This window comes from Synechococcus sp. EJ6-Ellesmere (assembly GCF_024345875.1).
GTDB lineage: Bacteria > Cyanobacteriota > Cyanobacteriia > PCC-6307 > Cyanobiaceae > Regnicoccus_A > Regnicoccus_A antarcticus.
The window spans coordinates 1-19,212 of record NZ_JAGQBY010000019.1 but is presented as its reverse complement, the minus strand read 5'-3'; the positions used below and the strand labels follow the sequence as shown (position 1 = coordinate 19,212).

Genomic DNA, 19,212 nt, shown 5'->3' with positions numbered 1-19,212 from the left:
CATGTGTTGCCATGACTTCCGAACAAGCAGCCCAACTGATCGACGACACCCTGGATCTGGTGCATCAACGGCTTCAGGCCCTTGATGCAGTCCAGAAGCGCAGTGAGCACAAGGCTCTGGCCGAGGAGTTCCGCGAGTGGCGCCAACCCAGCGGCGGTCACATCGATCTGATGCTGTGCCCTGGTTTCGGCGGCTGACGCTCCAACCAGCGCCAGTAGATCACTCCCAGCACTGAAGCGCTGACGGTTCCGACGATCGTCGAGCCCAGCAGCAGCCGGCTGGAGAACGACCAGCCCAGCTCCCAGATCCCCTCCCGCTTCAGCACGGTCATGCTGGGCCAGCCATGGCCGGGGCCCAGCAGCCAGCAGCCCAACTGGTAGTTGAACCAGTAGAGCGGCACGTAGGTGAGGGGGTTGCTGATCCAGGTGCCGGCAGCCGCCAACAGGTGGTTGCCTTTCACCAGGCTGGCCAGCGCCACTCCCAGCAGGGTCTGCAGGCCGAAGAAGGGGAAGCAGCCGCAGAACACCCCCGCCGCCAGCCCGCGGGCCCGCTGGCCGTGGCTTCCCTCCTGCTCCCACAGCCAGCGGACCCAGAGACGGAATCTGGCCAGGGCACTGGTCCACCAACGCCGCCAACGAGACTGGCGGGGACCCTGACCGTCGGGCAGCTTGGATTCGGACGACACCATTGCTGCGATTGCCACGGCGCTGGCGCCCGGAGAGGGAAGTGTGGCGATCGTAAGAATCTCCGGACCCCAGGCGGAGACGATCGGTCGCAAGCTCTTCGAGGCCCCCGGGGATCAGTCCTGGGGAAGCCATCGCGTGCTTTACGGCCATGTGTGCGATCCCGCCAGTGGTGAGCGGCTGGATGAGGCCCTGCTGCTGCTGATGAAGGCACCCCGCAGCTTCACCCGCGAGGATGTGGTGGAGCTGCACTGCCATGGCGGTCTGATCGCCGTGGCCCGGGTGCTGGACCTGGTGCTGCTCAGCGGTGCCCGCCGGGCGCGGCCGGGGGAGTTCAGCCAGCGGGCCTTCCTCAATGGTCGTCTCGACCTCACCCGTGCTGAAGCGATCAGCGACCTGATCACGGCCAGAAGCCGGCGTGCGGCCCAGCTGGCGCTGGCGGGCCTCGATGGCGGCTTGCAGCGGCGGATCAGCGCCCTGCGGGAGCGCTTGCTCGATCAACTGGCGGAGCTGGAGGCCCGTGTTGATTTCGAAGAGGATCTGCCACCCCTCGATCCGGAGGCCCTGGTAGCGGAGCTGGAGGCGGTGCGCCTGGAGCTGCAGGTCCTGGTGGCGGAGGCGAGCGTGGGCCAGCTGCTGCGCGAGGGACTGAAGGTGGCGATCATCGGGCGCCCCAATGTGGGCAAATCCAGCCTGCTCAATGCCCTCAGCCGCCGGGAGCGGGCGATCGTGACCGAGCTGCCGGGCACCACCCGCGATCTGCTTGAGAGCGAACTGGTGCTGCAGGGGGTGCCGCTCACCCTGCTGGACACCGCGGGCATCCGCTCCACAGACGACCCGGTGGAGCGGCTGGGCATCGAGCGCAGCCGCCAGGCCCTGGCCGCCGCCGACGCAGTGCTGCTGCTGGTGGACCTCGCTGAGGGCTGGACGCAAGCAGACGCGGAGCTCCATGCCCAGGTGCTCGCCGGTGTGCCGTCGCTCGTGGTGGGCAACAAAGCCGACAGGGCCGCCGGAGCTCCCCCAGCCCAGGTGGATGTGGTGATCAGTGCCCTCACGGGCAGCGGCCTCGAGGCGCTGGCCGAGGCCCTGCTGTCCCGCTGCGGCCACAGCCTGGGCCAGGGGCTGGAGGTGGCGCTCAACGTCCGCCAGCGGGATCTGGCAGCGGCCGCCGCCACGAGCCTGGACGGCTCCCTGGAGGCGGCCGCCGCCGGGCTGCCCTGGGATTTCTGGACCATCGACCTGCGCCAGGCCGCCCGCAGTCTCGGTGAGATCACAGGCGAAGAGGTGAACGAGGCGGTGCTCGATCGGGTCTTCTCCCGCTTCTGCATCGGCAAGTAGGCCCGCCTTGGCCGTCAGGATGGTGACCAAGCCCACCCGTGCTGCCGTTGGCCATCCCTGTGAGTGCCGTCGCGGCCGCCTCCCTGCTCAGCCAGCCCCAGCTGGAGCCCCTGCTGCGGTCCTGGCTGGCGGAGGACATCGGCCGCGGGGATCTCAGCGCTGCCGCGCTGGTGGGCCGGCCGGGCCGGGCCAGCTGGACGGCCCGGCGTGGAGGGATCTTCTGCGGCGGCCTGCTGGTGGAGCCGCTGTTCCGCCTGCTCGACGCCACGGTGCAGGTGAGGCTGCTGGTGGCTGATGGGGAGCGGGTGGTGCCCGATCAGCGCCTGCTGGAGCTGGCCGGTCCGGCGACGGCCCTGGTGGCGGGTGAGCGCACGGCCCTCAATCTGGCCATGCGTCTCTCGGGCATTGCCACCGCCACATCGGCGCTGGTGGCTGAGCTGAGCGGCACGGGCGTGGCGCTGGCCGACACCAGGAAGACCACCCCCGGGCTGCGCCTTATGGAGAAATATGCGGTGCGCTGCGGTGGCGGCATCAACCACCGCTGCGGCCTCGATGACGCCGCCATGCTCAAAGAAAACCACCTGGCCTGGGCTGGAGGAGTGGCCCGTGCCGTTGCTGCGGTGCGCTCCGCTGCGCCCTGGCCGGCGCGGGTGATCGTCGAAGCGGAAAGTGCAGCCGAGGCGGCTCAGGCCGTGGATGCCGGTGCCGACGGGGTGCTGCTGGATGGCTTCGGCCCCGAGGCCCTGCTGGGGCTGGTGCCGCAGCTGCGCCGGCAGGCGGTGGAGCGGGGCTCGGCTGTGGTGCTGGAGGCGTCCGGGGTGGATCCAGCTCACCTGAAGGCCTATGCCGCCACAGGTATCGATCTCATCTCCACCAGCGCCGCGGTCACCCGAAGTTCCTGGCTGGATCTGAGCATGCGCTACGAAACTGTGCTGGCCTGAAGGGCATCAGTTGACTGGCGTGCCGCCAGGGCGCGGAACCAGCGGATGTACTCCCTTGGCCCGCCAGGCATGGTGGTGTCGATCCGCAGGGGATCTTCGGGATCACTGAGGCCTTCCAGGCGGCCATCGGCCAGAGAGGGACGATCCACTTCGCCGCCGCTGCTGTCCACCAGCACCACACGGTTCGCCGTGCCGAAGGCGTCACCGAGTTCCTGGAGGAGGGTGAGGAAGCCCCGGTCGCTGCCGCCGCGCAGCCAGCCCCCGCCAGCCCCCGCCGGCTGTGAGGTGATCGTGTCGCCCACCCCCACCAGCCTTGGCATCAGGGCTGGATCGATGGCGCTGCGGCACAGGTCCAGCAGGCCGGCGTGGTCGTGGGGGGCATTGCGTCCATGGAACTCCAGGCCAAGGGGTGCCGTGCCCGTGCGGCGGTGGATGCATTGATTGATCAGGACCAGCAGACCCACCTCCTTGAGGCCGCCGCGCAGCATCAGCTGAAAATCCGTGGTGCCGCTGCTGCCCTGATCCGCAGGTTTGAGCCGTTCTTGGCCCCCGCCAAGGCTCCCGTCGCGGCCCAGGTTGGGGGCCAGATGCAGAAAGAACGACTCCTCCAGCCCGGCCGCAGCCGCTTGCTCCAGCAAGGCCTGCATCAGCTCCAGGGCCAGCGCCTGCAGCTCCCGCCGCCGGCCCGGTTCATCCCCCACCGCCGCCATCAGCGGATTGAGGTTGAGGCTGGGGGAGAGGGGGTTGTCGAGCACGGTCATCTCGATCAGCCCGGCCCTGTGTTCCTGTGCCGCCGCCGGCAGCAGGGCCGGCAGTCGCTCCCCCAGCGCGGCGTGCAGCCAGGCCGGTACCGAGGCCAGGAAGGACACCTCCTCCTGACTCACCCCCGGGTGTGTGAGCTGGCCATACCGGCTCTGGAGTTGCACACCGCCGGCTCCCAGCCCGGGCAGGTACAACCCCTCGGCGGCTGGATCCGCCGTGCCGGCCAGAGCCTGCTCCACCAGCCGGTTCACGCCGCGGCTGCCTTCGTGCTCGCCGTTGGTGAGCACCGCGAAGCGTCCCTCCAGTTGCCGGGCGGCCTGCACGTAGTCGGGATCCAACCGGCGCAGGCGCGGATCGTGCACCAGCTCCATGCAGACCCCGTCGAGGTCCTGCACCAGCAGCCATGGGCCGCCGGAGCTCAGCTCATCCAGCAGCGCATCGGGGCTGATCCTGCTCCGGGCCGGTGGCCTCGCCTGGGCGTTCATGGTGTGGGGTCCGCCAGGATCAACGCCGAGCGCGCGGCCAGCGACGTGGTGGTTCCAGCGGCTGCCGGAGCGCTCGCCCACAGCGGTGTCGTCGCCGGGGATGGGGGTGTCAGGGGCAGCGGTTCATCACCGCGGTTGATCGCCACCCACACCCGCTCCCGGCCCTCGCCACGCCAGAGCAGCACCAGGTCGTCGTGGGGGCTCTCGGCAAAGCTCAGTGCGTCCGAGCGCAATGCCGGCAGGCGCCGCCGCAGAGCGGCCAGCTCCCTCAGCCAGTCGGCCAGCGCACCGCTGGGGACGTCCCAGGGATAGGCCTCCCGGCAGCCCGGCTCCGGCCCTCCATCCAGGCCCATCTCGGTGCCGTAGTACACGCACGGGGCCCCTGGCAGCAGGAAGAGGAACAGCTGGCACAGACGCAGGGCAGCCTCATCGCCGCCAAGCACATGCAGGGCCCTGGGGGTGTCGTGGCCGTCGAGCAGGTTGAGCATGCAGCGGTTCACCGCTGGCCTGTAGCGAGCGAGAACCTCACTGATGCGTTGTTCGAAGCCAGCCCGGTCGAGGGGCTGATACGGAGGCTCAGGCAGGGCCGGCAGCTTCAACTCGCCAGGCACGTTCTAGGCACCGAAATAGCCGAGGATGCTCCAGGTCCGTGGCTAATTCATGAACCCGTCGAACCGCTCCCCCCCCAGCCAGGGGCGGGCATCGCCCCAGATCTCCCCCACGATCCAGGCCTCCGGGTTCTCAGCGCGCACGGTCTGCCGGAACTCGTCCCAGAAGTCGCCCGGCACTTCATCGGGGACATCCAGCCGCCAGCCATCGGCACCGGCGGCGATCCAGGTGCGTGCGACGTCCAGCAGGTGCCGGCGCACCGGCGGATGGTCGTGGCGGAATTTCGGCAGGGCCGGGTCATTCCACCAGCAGTGATAGCCGCAGCTCTGCCCCGCAGCTGGATAAGGCTGCAGCGGCCACTGGTCGACGTGGAACCAGTGGCGGTAGGGAGACGTCTGCCCGTTTTCCAGCAGATGGTGAAAGGCCCAGAAGCCTCGGCCGCAATGGTTGAACACCCCATCGAGGATCAGTCGCATGCCGCGCTGGTGCACGGCCTCGATCAGGGCTTCCAGGGCATCGTTGCCCCCCAGCAGGGGATCCACCTGCAGGTAGTCGTTGGCGTGGTAGCGGTGATTGGCGGCTGAGGCGAACACCGGATTCAGTGACAGGCAGGTGATTCCCAGTCCCTGAAGGTGGTCGAGGGCCTCGATCACCCCGTAGAGATCACCCCCCTGGAACCCCTGGAGGGCCGGATCGCTGCCCCAGGGCATCAGCTCAAGCCCGTCCTGGGCGGCCACCCGCCCGCTGCGGCGGAAGCGGTCAGGAAAGATCTGATACACCACAGCCTCGGACACCCAGGCCGGCGCCGCCGTCGATGCCGATGACGAGGCCTCGCCCGTTGCAAATCTCATCGCTTGGCCCAGGCATCCCTCAACCAGCGCTAGCACAAGCAAAAGCGGTTGCTCCATGCTCTCCCCTCTGTTGTTGAGCATCGACCAGGGCACCACCAGCTCCCGCGCCGCCGTCTACGACCTGGAAGGCCACCGCTTGCTGAGCCGCTCGGCGCCGCTCGAGAGCCGCTACCCGGCCGATGGCTGGGTGGAGCAGTCGGCAGGCGCCATCTGGCTCAGCCAGTTGCAGGCCCTCCGTGAGCTGGAGCAGGCCCTGAGCCCCGAGCAACGCCGCGCTGTGGCCGCCTGCGGCATCGCCAACCAGCGCGAAACCACTGTGCTCTGGCGGCGCGGGAGCGGCGAACCGCTGGCTCCGGTGATCGTCTGGCAGGACGGCCGCACGGCGGCCCTCTGTGCCGAATGGAAACAGGCCGGGCTGGAGCCCTTGATCCGGGCCCGCACCGGCCTGCTGGTGGATCCTTATTTCAGCGCCAGCAAAATCGTCTGGCTGCTTCGAGAGATTCCCGCCGCCGCAGCCGCGGCAGCGGCTGGTCAGCTCTGCTTCGGCACGGTCGACAGCTGGTTGCTGCAGAACCTCAGTGCCTCTGGGCGCCACGCCAGCGAATGCAGCAACGCCAGCCGCACCCTGCTGATGGATCTGGAGCAGCTGCGCTGGGATCCCGAGCTGTGCGCGGCCCTTGGGGTGCCCCCATCGGCCTTGCCGGAGCTGCTGCCCAGTTGCGCCGCCTTCGGCACCATCGCGCCCGGCTTGCCGTTCGCGGGGGTGCCGATCACCGCCATGCTGGGCGACCAGCAGGCGGCCACCCTCGGGCAGGGCTGCCTGACCGCCGGTGAAGGCAAGTGCACCTACGGCACCGGCGCCTTCCTGGTGATCAACACGGGGCCCACGATCCATCGCTCCAGCGCGGGCCTGCTGAGCACGGTGGGCTGGAGCGATGCCGCCGGCCGGCCCACCTATTGCCTGGAGGGCAGCCTGTTCAACGCCGGCACCGCCATCCAGTGGTTGCGCGATGGCCTCGGGCTGATCGAGCGCTCCGAGCAGGTGAACGAGCTGGCGGCACGCTGCGACAACAGCGGTGGGGTGATGCTGGTGCCTGCTTTCACAGGCTGGGGAACGCCCCACTGGGATCCCTCGGCCCGGGGTCTGCTGATCGGTCTCACCCGCGACAGCGGGCCGGCCCAGATCGCCAGGGCAGCCCTGGAGGGGATCGCCCTGGCGGTGGCCACCCTGGTGCAGCTGGCGGAGGAGGCCCGTGGCCAGCCCCTGCTGGAGCTGGCTGCCGATGGAGGAGCTGCGGCGTCTGGCCTTCTGCTGCAGGCTCAGGCCGATGCCACGGGGTTGCCGGTGCTGCGCCGGGCCGATCTGGAGAGCACCAGCCGTGGGGTGGCCCTGCTGGCGGGTGTTCAGGCGGGCGTGCTGCCCGATCTCGCGAGCTGGTCCCGGCTGGTCGGTGAGCCTGCACCCGAGCGCTTCTCGCCTCGAATCGACGGGCCGTCGCGGCAGCGTTGGCGGGCCCGATGGCACTCGGCGGTGGAGCGCAGCCTGCACTGGCATTCACAGCCCGCCAGTGTGGGCGCAGCCGAATCTGAGCGATGAGTGTGGATCTGCTCGTGATCGGTGCTGGGGCAACCGGCGCCACCATTGCCCTGGAAGCGGCACGGCGGGGCCTGAGCGTGGCCCTGGTGGAAGCCGGCGACATCGCTGGCGGCACCAGCAGCCGCAGCACCAAGTTGCTGCATGGAGGGGTCCGCTACCTGGAGCTGGCCTTCCGCCGACTCGACTGGCGGCAGCTGCAGCTGGTGCGCGAAGCCCTCTCTGAGCGGGGCCACTGGCTGGAGGCGGTGCCCTTCCTGGCTCGGCGGCTGGAGTTGCTGCTCCCCAGTGAGGGGCTGCTGCAGCAGGCCTACTACGGCCTGGGCCTGGCGGTGTACGACCTGCTGGCTGGGCGGCGCGGCATCGGCTCCAGCCGCTGGCTCTGCCGTGAGGCGGTGCAAGAGCTGCTGCCTGAGCTGAAGGCCGGCCAGCTCGGAGTGGCCTACGGCGACGGTCAGTTCGATGACGCGCGCCTGAACCTGCTGATCGTGCGCACCGCCGCCCGCCTGGGGGCCGAGGTTTTCACGCGAACCGAAGTGGTGGAGCTGCTGCGCCAGGGCGATCGGCTCAGCGGCGCCGTGCTGCACGACCAGGCCACGGGCCAGCGGCGCCGGCTGGAGGCCCGGGTGGTGCTCAATGCCACGGGCATCGGCGCCGATCGGATCCGTCAGCTGGCCCAGCCCGACCTGCCTCCCACCCTGCAGGTGAGCCGCGGGGTGCATCTGGTTCTGGCCGCCGACCTCTGCCCCGGGGGGACCGGATTGCTGATCCCCTCCACGGACGACGGCCGGGTGCTGTTCGTGCTGCCGTTTCACGGCCGCACCCTGGTGGGCACCACGGACACCCCCTGCGCATCCAGCGAGTCCGAGCGGCCCAGCGAGGTGGAGGAGGCCTACCTGCTCGACTATGTGCGCCGCTGGTTCCCGGGCCACGGGGAGCCGGTTGTGAGCAGCCGCTGGGCCGGCGGCCGCCCCTTGCTGCTGGGGAATGGCGACTCAGCCAGCGCCGGGACCGCCACGGTGGTGCGTGAGCACCAGGTGGAAACGCTCCCCTGCGGTCTGATCAGCGTGATGGGCGGCAAGTGGACCACCTGCCGGCCGATGGCCTTCGATGGACTCCAGGCCGTGGCACAGCTGCTGGGTGGCCCCCTGCCCGCTCCATCCGCCGAGGCCGCTGCTGTCCCGATCCACGGAGCGGCGGACACTGGCGCGGCCACCATCGCTGGGCTTGACCGTCTGCGCCTGGAGCTGTCCCAGCGCTTGCCGGGCGGCGACCTGGTCCTGCTGGAGCACCTGCTGGCGTGCCACGGGCTGGAGGTGGAGGCGGTGCTGGCCTGTGCCGCCAGCCCGGCCGAGCTCGAACCCCTCAGCGCGGTGATCCCACTCACCGCTGCCGAGGTGCGCCATGGCGTGCGCCACGAGTGGGCCCGGTCGGCTGATGATCTGCTGGCCCGGCGTTGCCGCCTGGCCTTTGTGGACAGCGCCGAGGCCGAGCGACTGCTGCCTGTGGTGCAGGCCCTGCTGGATCAGGAGTTGGCGTCGCTCGAGTCCTCGCCCACCAGCCACCAGAAGAATCCGTAGGCCGGCAGGTACACGAACCAGGCCTCGCTGGCGGGGGGAAACTCGCAACCCCAGAGGGTGTCGCGCATGCGGCTCCCCTGCCACTGGCCCAGGTCGAGGCGGCTCGAGGCACCGGTGGCCGCCAGATTCGCCGCCACCACCACGGTCATGCCATCGCTGTGGCGGGCGTAACAGAGCACGCTGGGGTGCGCGCTCTCCAGCAGCTCGAAACTTCCCTGGCGCAGGGCAGGAAGCAGCCGCCTGCTGGTGAGCATGCGGTGGTGCCAGTTCAGCAGGGAGCCGGACAGCTGCTTCTGCACCTCCACATTCACCACCCGGTAGTCGTAGCCGGGGGAGGTGATCGGCGGCAGCACCAACAGGGGGTCAGGGGCCGTGGAAAAGCCGCCGTTGCGTTCACTCGTCCAGGCCATCGGCGTGCGGTTGGCATCCCGGTCCCGCAGGCCCGGCCAGTCGCCCATCCCGAGTTCGTCGCCGTAATAGAGGCAGGGCAGGCCGGGCAGGCTGTAGAGCAATCCGTGCAGCAGGGTGTTCGGCCGCGGGTCGCCGTTGAGCAGGGGTGCCAGGCGGCGGTTGATGCCCCAGTTCAACCAGTGCTCCCTGGCCTCGGGGAAGCCAGTCATCACGGCCTGCACCACCTCGTCCTCCACCAGGTGGCCATCACCGAGCCAGAGTTCGTCATGGTTGCGCAGCGGTAGGGCCCAGCGGCAGCCCGGCACCATCTCCTGGGCGTGCTGCAGACAGTTGCGGAGCTTGTCGCAGCGCCCCCTGGCCACGGCGGCAAAGAGCTGGGCGGTGAGGGCGAAATCGAAGGCGGCGTGCAGTTCGTCATCCGCCAGGTAGGGCGCCGACTCCTTCACCGGTTGGATGGCCTCGGCGATCAGCAGCAGGTCGCGCCCGGAGCTGTCCACCCGGGCGCGCAAGCGCTTGAGGAAGGCATGGGTTTCAGGCAGGCCTTCGCAGCGGGTGCCTTCGCGCTCATGCAGGAAGGGCACCGCATCCAGGCGGAAGCCATCAACGCCGCGCTCCACCCAGAAGTCGACCACCTCCAGCATCGCCTCGGCAACGGCGGGGTTGTCGTAGTTGAGGTCTGGCTGGTGATGCAGGAATCGGTGCAGGTAGTACTGGCGGGCCACGGAATCCCACTGCCAGTTGGAGGATTCAAAGTGGCGGAACAGCACCTGGGCCTCCGGGTAGCCGCGGTCGTCGTCGCGCCACACGTAGAAGTCCCGCTCGCTGCTGCCGGCGGGCGACCAGCGGGCTCGCTGAAACCAGGGATGCAGCACGCTCGTGTGGTTGAGCACCAGATCGAGCAGCACCCTGATGCCGTGCCGATGGGCCTGATCCAGCAGCCGGGCCAGATCGTCGAGGTTGCCGAGATCAGGATGAATCGCCGTGAAATCGGTGATGTCGTAGCCACCGTCCCTCAGCGGTGAGGGATAGATCGGCGTCAGCCAGATCGCGTCCACCCCCAGCCATTGAAGGTAGGGAAGCTGGCTGGTGATCCCGTCGAGATCACCGATCCCATCGCCGTTGGCATCGGCGAAGGAGCGCGGCATCAGCTGGTAGATCACGCAGCCGTTCCACCAGTGGTCCTTTTCGATCGACATCGATGGCCGGGCCCTAGAGGGACCTGAGCGTGCCCAATTGCTGCTCGGCCCAGTGCTGAACCGTGAATTCATCCACGGCCTGGGTCATCGAGGCCATCCGCTGCACCTGCTCCTCCTGGGGCATGTCGAGGGCGTCGCTGATGGCCCGGTCCATGCTGCGATGGGAGTAGGGATTGGTGAGCACCGCATCCTCCAGCTCCACCGAAGCGCCGGTGAATTCCGAGAGCACCAGCACGCCCCCCAGTCCCTGGCGGGCCGCCACGTATTCCTTGGCCACCAGGTTGAGGCCGTCCCGCAACGGGGTGATCCAGCAGACGTCGGCCTGGCTGAACCAGCCCATCAGCTCCTCGTAGGACGTGCGGTGGGTGGAGAGCCGAACAGGAGTCCAGTCGATGCGCCCGAAGCGGCCGTTGATACGGCCCACGATCTCCTCCACCGAACGCTGGATGTCTTCGTAGATGCGCATGCCACTGGCCGCCGCCACACAACCCAGGAACAGCTCGACTCCGCCATGCCAGCGCGGCTGCTGCTCCAGCAGGCGCTCATAGGCCAGCAGCATTTCCTCGTTCCCTTTGGTGTAGTCGACCCTGGAGGCGGAGAGAATCAGTTTCCGGCCCTCGTGCTGCTCGGCGATCGTGTTGGCCATGGCCTTCACCGCTGGTGTGACCACCAGGTCGCGGATGAGCTCAGGGGAGGTGCCCACAGGAGAGGCCTGGATGTGAACCCGGCGGCCGTTGTGATCGATCCAGGGCACCACCGTGGGTTCCGAGAGGGCACTGCCATAGCGGCGGAATTTCTTGGCCACGGGAACGGGATCGGCCCCTTCAGCCCCGCGCAGGTTGATGGCGCAGCGGGCGAAGTTGTTGGCGTAGGAGGGAATGTGAAAGCCGACGAGGTCGCAGCTGAGCAGGCTGTCGAGGATCTCATCGCGCCAGGGAAGGATGCTGAAGACGTCGCTGGAGGGAAACGGGGTGTGGTGGAAGAATGCGATGCGAACGTCCTGGCGCTGCTCGCGGATCATTGCCGGGGTGAGCCAGAGGTTGTAATCGTGAATCCAGATGGTGGCACCAGGGGCTGCTTCCTCACAGGTGGCACGCGCAAAGGAGCGGTTGACCTCTTCAAAGGTGGCCCAGTCGGAATTATCGACGCTGAATAAACCTGGGAAGTTGTGCAGGATTGGCCAGAACGACTCTTTGGAGGTGACGTGATAAAAACTGGAGATCTGCTCCGGGGTTAAGGGAAGCCTTCTGAGGGTGAATGGACTTGGTGATGTGAGATTCAGCCGTTCATCGGCATTGGCGGAGCAATTGGCATCCTGGCGCCAGGAGATCCAGGTTCCTGATCGCTCCTCCAGAAACAGATTCCGAAGAGTTGGGATGACACCGTTGGGGCTTTTCTGGTCGACCCACTGGCGATTGCCTTCGCTGTCGAAGGTTTCTTCGTAGGGAGACCTGTGGTAAACAAGGACGAAATTGCTGCTTCCGCGCTTCATGGCGCCAGAGGAGTTGGACTGATCGGCTGTTTTCTTGTCAGAACTGCTGGAGCGGGCTGCAGATTCGCCCAGCGATGAAGTCTGAATTTCTCCCTGCTTTTGCTGTAGTTTTTGCGCCAAGGCTTCTCCACCCTCTCGTTTGATGCCATTCTATACTCCATGAGACGAAACCGCTTTGCTATCACGAGCGCGACCCGCCTCCTCCCCTGTCACAAAGCCGAACTCTTGAGCTCCTGAGGCTGGCCAAATCCGCCGGCCGTGTCCAGATTGCAGAAGGTCTGCCTTGCGACCTCCCGTGCCGAGACAGTTCTCTGTGCCGCGACTTCCCTCCCCCCTTCAGCTGGTTTTGACGTTGTCTCCTTCCCGTTTGGGCAGCTGGTTCTTGCCGGTTGGGCTGACCCTGCTCACCGGCCTCCTGCCGGCGGCGTCCGCTCGCGCGGAGGGGGTCGTCGACCGGGTCGCCCGCAGCGGTGAGCTGGTGCTGGTGGGGCACCCCGATCAGGCGCCCATGCTCTCCCTGGACGGCCAGGGGCGGCCAGTGGGTTACGCGATGGAGGTGGCCGATCGGATCGCGGCTGAGCTGGCCGTGGCCGTGGGGCGTCCGGTGCGGCTCCGCTTCGAGCCGGTGGCCGACCCCGCTGATCTGGGCCAGCGGCTGGTGGGCGGCCAGGCCGATCTCGCCTGTGGCGTGCCCTTCACCTGGGAGCGGGACATCACACTCGACTATTCCCTGCCCTTCGGGCTCTCCGGTCTGCGGCTGCTGGCGCCCGCTGGTCGTCTGGATGGATCGCCCCAGTCGCTGGCCGGGAGGCGCATCGGTGTGGTCGCCAACTCTCTGGGGGAAACAGAGCTGAAGGGCATCCAGCCGAAGGCCCGGCCCGTCGGTTTTGCGGATCTCTCCCAGGCGGTGGCAGCCCTGCAGGGCGGCTCAGTGGATGGGGTGATCGGTGACAGCACCCTCCTGGCAGGCCTTGTCGCCGGAGGGAAGGGTGCCGCGCTGGCTCAGACCCCCTCGGAGCCCTACGAGCGCTATGCCGTGGCCTGTCTGGTTCCTGAGAACGACTCCGCCTTCCGCAACCTGGTGAATCTGGCGATTGCACGGCTGCTGCAGGGTTACCTCGATGGCCAGCCCGAGGCGGTGAGCGCCATCGATCGCTGGGTGGGACCCGGCAGTGCGCTCAACCGCACGCCGGATCAGATCCGCAACTACTTCGATGCGGTGCTGCTGGGGGTGGAGGCTCTGCGCCCTCTGCCGGCCCAGGCGGGTTCTGCCCCCACCAGGCCCACTGCTCCCTGATGCCCTGAGGCGGCCCACCCGGCGCGTCGCTGTCTCTGCCCCTCCCCCGCTTCCACCCTGCTCCGATGGCCTTCTTCACCCGCTCCCGGCTCTTCGGCATCCTGTTGCTGGCTGCCTCCTTGCCCCTGGACCCTGGGGTGGCCCGAGCCCTGGCGGCTTCCGGCTCAGCTCCCCCGGCCGGTGATCAGCCCCACCAGGCCGATGCCATCGAGGGGCGCCTGCGCCGCATTGCCGCCGCCATTCGCGAGCACGACGACGCGGACGCCGGGGGGAACGGGGTCGCCGCTGACGACAGGCTGGCGCGGGTGTTCGTCAACGGACCCAGGGTCGGCTGGGGCAATGGAGGCTTTCGCAATGGCGGCTTCTTTAACGGTGGCTTCCGTAATGGCGGCTTCTACAACGGTGGCTTCCGCAATGGCGGCTTCGGCAATGGCGGCTTCCGCAACGGTGGCTGGCGCAATTACTGGTGAACGAGTCCATGCAGGTCCAGGTCGGCCCGCTGCGCCTGCTGGTGGTGCAGCCCACTCCGTTCTGCAACCTCGACTGCGACTACTGCTACCTGCCCAGCCGGGATGACCGCAGCCGGCTGCCCCTGGAGATCCTGGACGCGGCCCTGGAGCGGGTGCTCGAGAGCCCATTCCTCGACGGTGGCTTCACCCTGCTCTGGCATGCGGGCGAGCCACTCACCATGCCGATCGCCTTCTACGACGCGGCCTCCGAGCGGATCCGCCTGGCCCTGGAGCGCCACGACCTGCCACCCCAGACAATCGTGCAGTCGCTGCAGACCAACGCCGTGGTGATCGACGACGCCTGGTGCGACTGCTTCGAGCGCAACGGCATCCATGTGGGCGTGAGCATGGATGGGCCGGCCTTCCTCCACGACGCCCACCGCCGCACCCGCACCGGCCTCCCCACCCATGGGGCAGTGATGCGCGGCATCGCGGCCCTGCAGCGCCGCGCCATCCCTTTCCAGGTGATCTGCGTGCTCACGGCCGATGCCCTCGATCAGGCCGACGCCCTCTACGACTTCTTCACCGGCGCCGGCATCACCGACGTGGGCTTCAACATGGAGGAAACCGAGGGGGAGAACCTGCGCTCCACTCTTGAGCGCCCCGATGGTGAGCGCCGCTACAGCGCCTTTCTGGAGCGTTTCTGGCAGCGGATGCGGGCTGAACCCGGCCGGCTGCGCCTGCGCGAGTTCGATGGCATCACCAGCCTGGCCTGCGGTGAGGCCCGGATGGAGAGCACCGACATGAACACCCCCTTCGCGATCGTGAACGTGGACGCGAAGGGCAACTTCTCCAGTTTCGATCCGGAACTGCTGGCGGTGGCCACCGCCGAGTACGGCGATTTCATCTTCGGCAACGTGCTGCAGGGCAGCCTTGAAGCGGCGCTCAGCACCGAGAAGTTCCAGCGGGTGTGGCGCGAGATCAAGGCCGGAGTCGACCTGTGCCGCCGCGACTGCGCCTACTTCGGTCTCTGTGGGGGTGGTGCTGGCAGCAACAAGTACTGGGAGCACGGCCGCTTCGACTGCAGCGTCACGGAGCACTGCCGCTACCGCATTCAGTTGGTGGCCGATGTGGTGCTCTCGGGGATGGAGCGGGAGCTGGGGCTGAGCGCCTGAGCCGAACGGAAGATCAGCCTGGCCTGGATCGCCAGTGTCACGTTGATGACGAGCTGTGGGCAGACAAGCCCAACGTCCTTAGTCTGAGCCGGATCTGGACATGATGGGCGTTGAAGGTTCCACAGATCCTGGGTCTGCTGAGTGGGGATGGCAGCAGGCCCCTGAGGCAGCAATTGGCCATCACCCTCGCCGTGGTGTTCACCGCGTCGATCCTGGTGGCGGTGCTGTTGCTGGATCAGTTGTTCGCCTGGCAGGCCAGGGGGCTGATCGATCAGCGCTCAGGATTCTTCATGGACAGCATGCTGGCGGTTCGGGAGTACACCAGCAAAGACGTCAATCCAATCGTAGCGCCGCTCAATGAGGGCCCAGGCGTGTTCCGACCAGAGGCCGTGCCCAGCTATTCGGCCACTTCCGTTTTCGAGTACCTCAAGCAGGCTAAGCCTGATTACAAACAATATTCCTACCGCGAAGCCGCGCTCAATCCAACCAATCTCAAGGACAAGGCCGACACGTTCGAAGCCTCGATCATTCAGGCGTTCAGGGAGGCGCCCAGCACGGGCTCCCTCACTGGCGAGAAGGTCACACCCCTGGGGCGATTCCACTACGTGGCCCGACCGATCAAGATCTCCAAGGACAGCTGTCTGGTCTGCCATTCCACCCCCGAGCGTGCGCCACGCAGCCAGTTGCTGGCCTATGGCGACAGCAATGGGTATGGATGGCAGCTCAATGAGGTGGTCGGCGCTCAGATCGTCACGGTCCCCCAGGACGCCGTCCTCAAGGCTAAAAGGCAGTCGCTGCTCACCACCGCCCTGCTGCTGGCCTTGGTGTTCGTGGTTGTCGGACTGGCGGCCAACTCCGTACTCAATCGGTTGATCCTCAGGCCCATGCGCCAGATCAGTCAGAAGGCTGAGGAGGCGAGTGTCACCCCGGCCAGTGTGAGCTTTGATGAGAAGAGTCGTGCCGACGAGATCGGTCTGCTGGCCAGAAGTTTCGAGAGAATGAAGCAGAGTCTGGCGATTTCGATGCAGATGCTCAAGGATCGACAGAAGCCCTGATGCCTGGCAGCTGGCAGCGCTGGTGCGAATGCTGGATGGCTGGAGCAACAGCACCCGTGATGCTGCTGCTGGCGCTGGTGCTCGGCGCCTGTGGCTCCAGCCCTGGTTCGAGTTCAGCCTTGTGTGGCCCCACTGGGGTGCTGAGGGTTGGGCTGCTGGCTCCCAGTGAGGGCAGCACCAGTACGGCCCAATCCTTCTCCGACGCCGAGCTGCAGGCTCTCAAGTCGTTGCTGCTGCAGGCCAGTCGCTGCGATGTTGCTTTGGAGCCGCTCAACAGTGTCGATCGGGCCCGCACCAGCCTGAGCGAACGTCGCTGGGATCTGGCTTTTCTTCCCCCGGGTCTCACGGCCTATGCCATGGGTTCCTCAGCTGGCTACACCTCCGTGCGCTCGCTCGGGTCCAGCCGCCGCTCACGTTCGGCGATCCTGGTGCGGGAGTCGAGCCGAATCCGCAGCCTCCAGGATCTGCAACAGGCCAGGATCGGCTTACTGCCACGCGGTTCCCTCACGGGGTTCTACCTGCCGCTTTACAACTTGCACGGACTGAATCTGGCTCGTGTCAGCTATGCCCTCAATCACGCCGCCCTTTTGGCCATGTTGGATCACGGCGAGGTGGAGGCGATCGCCTGGGATGAGGCCTTGCCTCCGCCTTCTCTTGCGGTGCGGCGCCTGCACGTGGATGCCCATGTCCTGCCTCTGGGGGCACTGGTGTTGAGCGGTTCGCTGACCAGCTCCGACTACATCGCTTTCCTCAGAACCCTTGATGATAATGCGGCCCAGATGCCGACCGGCCTGGGGTATGCGGCCGGTGTGCTGCCGGAACAGCAGGCGATACAACCGCTCAAGGCGAGCGTGGAGAGCGTGGAGGCCTGGCAGCTTCCCCTCGACGGGCAGCCTTATCGGGTGTATGGAGCCAAGGCGGCCGGATGACGATGCATTCTTCCCAGGCACGCCATCTCAAGGTGATCGTATTCAGCGATGTGGTGGATTCATCGGCGCAGATCTTCGCCGATGAACTGATCGCCATTCAGCGCATCAAGGAAGATCTGGCGATGATCCGGGAGGCCGTGCAACGGCATGGTGGTTGTCTGGTGAAGAGCCTCGGTGATGGCATCCTGGCCACCTTTGATGCTCCGACCCAGGCCCTGGAATTCGTGGAGGACGTGGTGATTCGCATCACCCGTCGCGGCAGCCAATCGCTACAGCACCGCTTCGGGCTTTACACCGGCGAGATCTATGTCAACGGCGACGACATCATTGGCCGGGGCGTGCATCTGGCCTCACGACTCCAGACCACGGCACCGGTCAATGGCGTGGCCTTTGTCCAGTCCACCTTTGAGTTGGTTGATCCCCGCTTCCAGCGCCGCTCTGTACCTATGGGCCCCGTGGAGCTCAAGGGTCTGCCGAACGCTGTGATCTGCTACGCCATCGAATCCGACGCGCTGATCGGTGAGCAGGCTGGTGCGGCCCTGGCGGAACTCGGTCTTGAAGCTCTCTTGGCGGATACCCCTTACCGCCTCGAGCGGCCTCTGAGCGCAGCCCCTGGCGGTGGCACTTATCTGGTGCGAGAGCAGAGCCGCGATCGGCCTGCCGTGCTCAAGCTGATCGCCTGTGATGCCACCAACCTCGATGCCCTGCAGGTGGAGGCGGCCTGCTTCGACCGCCTGCGCCATCCCAGCCTGCCCCGTTTCGTGGATGCGTTCGAGCATCGCGGCTCCTTCCTGTTCCTCCAGGAGTACATCGCCGGAGCATCTCTGCAGGGTTCGCTCGATTCCCTGCGCCGCAAGCAGCGGTTGGCGGAGTTGCTGCGTCAGGTGCTGGGGGTGCTGGAGGCCATCCATGCCGCCGGGATCGTCCATGGCGATCTCCACCCCGCCAACCTGATTCCCGCCGAAACGGGCGGTTCACTGTTTCTGGTCGACTTCGGTTTGCTCAAGGCCCGCTCGTCCGGGGGCAGCCTGTCGGGAGAGCCCCTCAGTTGCCGCCCCTTCTTCAGCCCCCCGGAGCGGGCGCGTTTCGGCAGCCTCAGCCCCAGTGGCGATCTCTACGCCCTCGGGGTGATGGCCCTCTGCCTTTACACCGGTCAGGACCCCTCCGATCTCTATGACAGGGCCGAAGGGCGGTGGCTGCTCGAGGATCTGGTGGATTCGGAATTGATCGATTGGCTCACTCCTCTGCTGGATGAATCCCCTACCCGGCGCCTTGGCAGCGCCACCGACGCCCTGCAGCGGCTCGATCGCCCCTCGAGCCGGGCCGGGGCGTCCTCTCCACGGGCGTTCGTGGATACGGGCGGGCTGCCACCGCTGGGGGATCAACTCCGCCCGCTGCGCAAAGCCGTGTTGCAGAGGACGCTCACGGCTACTTACGGCCCCGTGGTGGAACTGCTGCTGGAGAGCTCTGCTTCGATCGTCGCCGGCCAGGAGGTGGAGGCACTGCGTCAGCGGCTGGTGGGCGCGGGTCTCTCCCTGGCTGACGTGGACGCGGCCTTCCAGGAGGCCCAGGAGGTGGTGCCTGCCCCCGATAACGCCCAGGGGAGGAACCTTCCCTCCCCCGGCAGTCCTGCCTCTGCTGGGGACACCCCCCCAGGGGATTGGCAGGATGGGCTTCTTCCAGTACTGCGAGAGAGGATCGGACCGATCGCTGATCTGCTCTGGAGCGATCCCCTGCGCCAGGCCTTAGCCGTGGATCCGCCCGAGGCCCGCCGGTTACTGCTGCAGTCGGCCGTGCCGCCGGAGGTGGTCGACGAGCTGCTCCACCAGGCCCGGACCCTGCGTCAGCATCCCGCTTCGCCACTGCCGGCTCCACCCGCCACCCCTGGTCCCGCCCCCCTGGCCCCTGAGGTGGGGCCAGGGGCGGCTGAGTCGGCCCAGCACCTTGAGGAGGTGCTGGTGGAGTTCATCGGCCCGATCGCGAGCACCGTCCTCGCCTCGGTGCGGGACCTCCCGCCGGCGGAGCGACTCAAGGCGGTGATGGCTGCGCTGGAGGGCTTCGGTGTCGAGGCGGGGACTCTTCAGCAGCTGCGTCGACGCTTGGGTCTGTCCTGAATCTGTGGCTCATGGCCCCTGTCGGGCTGTGGACTCCGGCCTGCCACCCGACCCCGGAGAGGGATGATCGTGAAACGGTCGTTCCCCCCGCGCGGCTGACCCGCCGCACCCACGAGCCATGCTTCGCATCGCCCACGCCCTCGACGCCCAGCTGCGCGCGGCCTTTGAGCGGTCCTTCCCAGAGCAGGTGGCGGCGGCGCACCGGGCTGGTGCTCCCCTCGATCCACAACTGGCGCCGGCCAGCCAGCCGG

Annotated in this window: 15 protein-coding genes and 1 pseudogene; 11 read left to right on the top strand and 5 right to left on the bottom strand. The window is 67.5% G+C overall.

What is annotated here, in order from left to right; genetic code table 11:
* Positions 1–11: 11 nt before the first annotated feature.
* Positions 12–197, top strand: a complete 186-nt coding sequence (locus KBY78_RS03540) for a hypothetical protein (protein ID WP_255142385.1) — start codon at positions 12–14, stop codon at positions 195–197.
* Here the strand turns inward: KBY78_RS03540 and KBY78_RS03535 are convergent.
* Positions 158–688, bottom strand: coding sequence for a DUF2062 domain-containing protein (locus KBY78_RS03535; protein WP_006173261.1), 531 nt, complete (start codon positions 686–688; stop codon positions 158–160). The two genes, KBY78_RS03540 and KBY78_RS03535, sit on opposite strands and share 40 nt — an antisense overlap.
* On the opposite strand from KBY78_RS03535, the gene mnmE reads away from it, so the two are divergent.
* On the top strand, positions 669–2,021 hold the full coding sequence (gene mnmE, locus KBY78_RS03530; protein WP_255142384.1) for a tRNA uridine-5-carboxymethylaminomethyl(34) synthesis GTPase MnmE: 1,353 nt from the start codon (positions 669–671) through the stop codon (positions 2,019–2,021). The two genes, KBY78_RS03535 and mnmE, sit on opposite strands and share 20 nt — an antisense overlap.
* A gap of 38 nt (positions 2,022–2,059) precedes the next feature.
* Positions 2,060–2,962, top strand: coding sequence for a carboxylating nicotinate-nucleotide diphosphorylase (gene nadC / locus KBY78_RS03525; RefSeq protein ID WP_255142383.1), 903 nt, complete (start codon positions 2,060–2,062; stop codon positions 2,960–2,962).
* On the opposite strand, the gene stpA is transcribed toward nadC, so the two are convergent.
* Entirely contained in the window at positions 2,941–4,209 is a 1,269-nt protein-coding gene (gene stpA, locus KBY78_RS03520; RefSeq protein ID WP_255142382.1) for a glucosylglycerol 3-phosphatase, read from the bottom strand. The genes nadC and stpA overlap by 22 nt on opposite strands.
* Positions 4,206–5,669: pseudogene (locus tag KBY78_RS03515) on the bottom strand (glycoside hydrolase family 13 protein). Before KBY78_RS03515 ends, stpA begins: the two are co-directional and overlap by 4 nt.
* Before the next feature lie 55 nt (positions 5,670–5,724).
* Between KBY78_RS03515 and KBY78_RS03510 the strand changes: the two are divergent.
* The gene (locus tag KBY78_RS03510; RefSeq protein WP_255142377.1) at positions 5,725–7,266 is read left to right on the top strand and encodes a glycerol kinase GlpK; all 1,542 of its coding nucleotides are present in this window, start codon (positions 5,725–5,727) and stop codon (positions 7,264–7,266) included.
* Positions 7,263–8,843, top strand: a complete 1,581-nt coding sequence (locus KBY78_RS03505) for a glycerol-3-phosphate dehydrogenase/oxidase (protein WP_255142376.1) — start codon at positions 7,263–7,265, stop codon at positions 8,841–8,843. The genes KBY78_RS03510 and KBY78_RS03505 overlap by 4 nt, the downstream gene beginning before the upstream one ends.
* On the opposite strand, the gene KBY78_RS03500 is transcribed toward KBY78_RS03505, so the two are convergent.
* A complete protein-coding gene (locus KBY78_RS03500; RefSeq protein WP_006173268.1) occupies positions 8,789–10,450 on the bottom strand; it encodes an alpha-amylase family protein in 1,662 nt (553 codons plus the stop codon). The genes KBY78_RS03505 and KBY78_RS03500 overlap by 55 nt on opposite strands.
* Before the next feature lie 13 nt (positions 10,451–10,463).
* The gene (gene ggpS, locus KBY78_RS03495; RefSeq protein ID WP_255142374.1) at positions 10,464–11,942 is read right to left on the bottom strand and encodes a glucosylglycerol-phosphate synthase; all 1,479 of its coding nucleotides are present in this window, start codon (positions 11,940–11,942) and stop codon (positions 10,464–10,466) included.
* A 352-nt stretch (positions 11,943–12,294) separates the two neighbouring features.
* Here ggpS and grrP point away from each other — a divergent pair, with 352 nt between their 5' ends.
* From grrP to KBY78_RS03465, 6 genes are all read left to right on the top strand, one after another.
* The gene (gene grrP / locus KBY78_RS03490) at positions 12,295–13,239 is read left to right on the top strand and encodes an extracellular substrate binding-like orphan protein GrrP (RefSeq protein ID WP_255142373.1); all 945 of its coding nucleotides are present in this window, start codon (positions 12,295–12,297) and stop codon (positions 13,237–13,239) included.
* Positions 13,240–13,304: 65 nt separating this feature from the next.
* Positions 13,305–13,709 carry a GrrA/OscA1 family cyclophane-containing rSAM-modified RiPP gene (gene grrA, locus KBY78_RS03485; RefSeq protein WP_006173272.1) on the top strand — a complete coding sequence of 135 codons (405 nt, stop codon included), beginning with the start codon at positions 13,305–13,307 and terminating at the stop codon, positions 13,707–13,709.
* An 8-nt stretch (positions 13,710–13,717) separates the two neighbouring features.
* On the top strand, positions 13,718–14,863 hold the full coding sequence (grrM, locus tag KBY78_RS03480; protein WP_050751568.1) for a cyclophane-forming radical SAM/SPASM peptide maturase GrrM/OscB: 1,146 nt from the start codon (positions 13,718–13,720) through the stop codon (positions 14,861–14,863).
* Between the two features lie 110 nt (positions 14,864–14,973).
* Positions 14,974–15,918, top strand: a complete 945-nt coding sequence (locus KBY78_RS03475) for a DUF3365 domain-containing protein (protein WP_006173274.1) — start codon at positions 14,974–14,976, stop codon at positions 15,916–15,918.
* On the top strand, positions 15,918–16,847 hold the full coding sequence (locus KBY78_RS03470) for a PhnD/SsuA/transferrin family substrate-binding protein (RefSeq protein ID WP_255142372.1): 930 nt from the start codon (positions 15,918–15,920) through the stop codon (positions 16,845–16,847). The genes KBY78_RS03475 and KBY78_RS03470 overlap by 1 nt, the downstream gene beginning before the upstream one ends.
* 2 nt (positions 16,848–16,849) lie before the next feature.
* On the top strand, positions 16,850–18,961 hold the full coding sequence (locus tag KBY78_RS03465; RefSeq protein ID WP_255142371.1) for a protein kinase domain-containing protein: 2,112 nt from the start codon (positions 16,850–16,852) through the stop codon (positions 18,959–18,961).
* Positions 18,962–19,212: the final 251 nt, after the last annotated feature.